This window comes from Persicitalea sp., assembly GCF_041751555.1.
GTDB lineage: Bacteria > Bacteroidota > Bacteroidia > Cytophagales > Spirosomataceae > Persicitalea.
This window is the reverse complement of record NZ_JBGSXF010000707.1, coordinates 1-2,966: the sequence shown is the minus strand read 5'-3', so window position 1 is coordinate 2,966 and position 2,966 is coordinate 1. Positions and strand designations below refer to the sequence as shown.

4 protein-coding genes are annotated in these 2,966 nt (G+C 51.5%); 3 read left to right on the top strand and 1 reads right to left on the bottom strand.

Annotation, left to right across the window (positions count from 1 at the left end; translation table 11 throughout):
- From ACEW8P_RS24700 to ACEW8P_RS24690, 3 genes are all read left to right on the top strand, one after another.
- Positions 1 to 1,080, top strand: a 1,080-nt coding sequence (locus ACEW8P_RS24700) for a (Fe-S)-binding protein (RefSeq protein ID WP_373515730.1), incomplete at its 5' end; no start/stop codon positions are given.
- 101 nt (positions 1,081 to 1,181) lie between these two features.
- A complete protein-coding gene (locus tag ACEW8P_RS24695) occupies positions 1,182 to 1,427 on the top strand; it encodes an AbrB/MazE/SpoVT family DNA-binding domain-containing protein (protein WP_373515729.1) in 246 nt (81 codons plus the stop codon).
- A complete protein-coding gene (locus ACEW8P_RS24690; RefSeq protein WP_373515728.1) occupies positions 1,418 to 1,741 on the top strand; it encodes a type II toxin-antitoxin system PemK/MazF family toxin in 324 nt (107 codons plus the stop codon). Before ACEW8P_RS24695 ends, ACEW8P_RS24690 begins: the two co-directional genes overlap by 10 nt.
- A gap of 9 nt (positions 1,742 to 1,750) precedes the next feature.
- Here ACEW8P_RS24690 and ACEW8P_RS24685 read toward each other — a convergent pair.
- A partial coding sequence (locus ACEW8P_RS24685) for an NAD(P)/FAD-dependent oxidoreductase (RefSeq protein WP_373515727.1) occupies positions 1,751 to 2,966 on the bottom strand: 1,216 nt, incomplete at its 5' end.

The following is a 2,966-nucleotide window of genomic DNA, read 5'->3' as shown; positions in this document are numbered from 1 at the left end:
GAAATCAAGGAAGTCTATGACCTCTGCCTGGCCTGCAAAGGCTGCAAAGGCGAATGTCCCAGCAACGTCGATGTCGCCAAGTTGAAGATGGAATTTTTACAGCAGTACCACGACGTTCACGGTGTGCCGCTGCGCTCGTGGCTGGTGGGGAATTTTTCAAGAATGACGGGAATAGCCAGCTATGTCCCCTGGGCCTACAATCTGGTTTTCAAAAACGCGCCGCTGCGCCGGATCGCCAACCGGGTCGTAGGTTTCCACCCCGACCGTACCATGCCGCTGCTGCAAGGCGAAACGCTGCGGGGTTGGTTCAAGAAAGAAGGCAGGAAAACGAACCCAATTCCTGCGACGGGCCACAAGGTGTACCTTTTCTGTGACGAGTTCACCAATTATAGCGACGTAGAAATTGGCAAGAAGGCGATCTGGACTTTGCAAAAACTAGGCTACGAAGTAGAGATTCCCGACCACGCGCCCAGCGGGCGGCCTCAACTCTCCAAAGGGCTTTTGAAAGACGCCAAGAAAATAGCCGAGCAGAATATTCTTGCCCTGAAAGACCTCGTCAGCCATGACACGCCGCTAGTTGGGATTGAGCCTTCCGCCATCCTAACCTTCCGCGACGAGTACCCCGACTTGGTCAGCGACGAACTGCTGGAAGCCGCTAAGGCCCTGGCCCAAAACGCGTTGCAATTTGACGAATTCATCGCGCGGGAAATTGATTTGCAGAAGATTTCACCCAAACTCTTCACCCAGGAAAAACGCCTCATCAAACTCCACGGCCATTGCCAGCAAAAGGCCATCGCCAGTCTGGTACCGACGAAGAAGATGCTGTCGCTGCCCGAAAACTACTCTGTGCAGCTCATCCCCAGCGGTTGCTGCGGCATGGCGGGTAGTTTTGGCTACGAAGCCGAGCATTACGACCTCTCGATGCAAATCGGCGAGTTGGTACTTTTCCCCGCCGTGCGGAAACTACCCGAGGAGGTACTCATCGCCGCGCCTGGCACGAGCTGCCGCCACCAAATCCACGATGGCACGGGGCGGAGGGCGTTACATCCGGCGGAGGTACTTTGGGAGGCGTTTTTGTAGGGGCGAACCTATGTGTTCGCCTGACATGCGCCAGCCGACACATCGGAATTTGGCAAAAAACACCTACATTTGTAATTACTTTGTACTCACAATAAGTAATTATGGAAACTCAGATTATTAAAATCGGTAATTCGCGAGGTCTCAGACTCAGCAAGACCATTTTGGAAAAATACAACATCAATGATCGGGTCGAGCTAATTCTTGAAGATGAACGAATCATTTTGAAGCCAATCGCCAAACCCAGAGAGGGTTGGGAGGCATCAGCCAGAGAGATGCACGCTAACGGCGATGACTGTTTGCTTATAGATGATGTCTTTGAAGATGAAAGCTTTGAAGAATGGAATTAAAACAGTACAGCGTAGTTCTAGTCAATCTCGAGCCGACTGTTGGTAGCGAGATAAGAAAAACGCGGCCTTGCGTCATCGTTTCACCCAATGAGATGAATCGGCATCTCAATACGATAGTAGTTGCTCCTATGACTACTAACCTGAAAGAATATCGTTTCCGTGTCTTAGTCAAGCAAAATAACACCCAAGGAATGGTGGCGATGGATCAGATTAGAACCGTGGATAGAAGCAGAGTTCTCAGGGTCTTCGATAAACTCAGCAAAGTTGAGATTGAAAACTGCAAAGACGTATTGAAACAAATGCTTGTCGATTAATAATCACCTCTACCACCGATACAACGTCCCCAAAACCTTCTTCAAAAAAGGCGTCAAATCGCCCGTCCTGATCGAATTCGTCGCCTTCTGGTTAATGCGTGACGAGACGGGATACGCATACACTTTGTTGAACAACACATTGGTATTTAGCTCCGCCAGTTGCGCCGTGAATAGCTCCTGCACGATCTCCCCGGCTTTGGGCGCGATCATGCTGCCGCCCAAGATGGTACTTTTACCAAAAAACCAACTCTTCTTGCTGACGTACAGCACCAGTTTTCCGTAGCGATAGTCGTCGGTGATGGCGCGGTCGTCTTCCTCGAAGCTTTGGGTAATTTTTTCAAAATCGACATTGTCCTTTTTCAGGTCTTCTTCGGAACGGCCAAAGGTGGCGATTTCCGGCTCAGTGAAAGTGACCCAGGAGAGGTCGGAAAACGTGTGTTTCTTCTTGAAGAAGGGTACAAAGAAATTCCGCATCAGTTGCCGGACGTGCTTTTCGGCTCCGTGTGAGAAGTAGTACAAACCCGTAGAGTCGCCCGCTGTGAACACGCGCGGATTGGTAGTTTGGAGGTAGCCGTCGATAACGATTTTGCCTTTTTCGACCTCGATGCCCGCTTTGTCCAGCCCGAGGCCGTCGGTCGTTACGACGCGACCAATGGCCACCAAAGCCGCATCGAAAGTAAGCTTGGTTTTTGACTTTTTATCAATCGAAATTTCGGCTTCGGTAGGCGACGAAAAAGCCACCACTTCCGACTCGTGCATGATCTCGATGCCTTCTTTTTTGAATTGCGCTTCCAGAGTCTCGGAAAACTCGGGTAGTTCTTTGGAAGAAAGCCGCTCGCCCCGATCCACAATCGTGACCTCCGAACCCAGCCGTCGGAACGCCTGCGCCATTTCGCAGCCAATAGGCCCGCCGCCGACAACCAGCAGGTGGTCGGGTAGTTTTTTCAGGTCATAGAAAAGCGTTTCGTTGGTGTAGAGATTGGCACTATCGGCTCCCGGCACGTCCAGTTTGCGCGGCTTCGAGCCGGTGGCGAGGACGATGCGTTTGGCAGTGTATTCGGCTCCGTTCACGGCCAAAGTACCTTCATCCACAAAATGCGCCCGGCCAATCAGTACTTCGAGTTCCTTTTCTTCCCGCAGGTAGTTGGCGTTTTCGTGAGCGCGGATGACCGCCTGCTGGCCGTGGACATACGCCATTACTTTTTCCAATTCAGCCTTGCCTTCC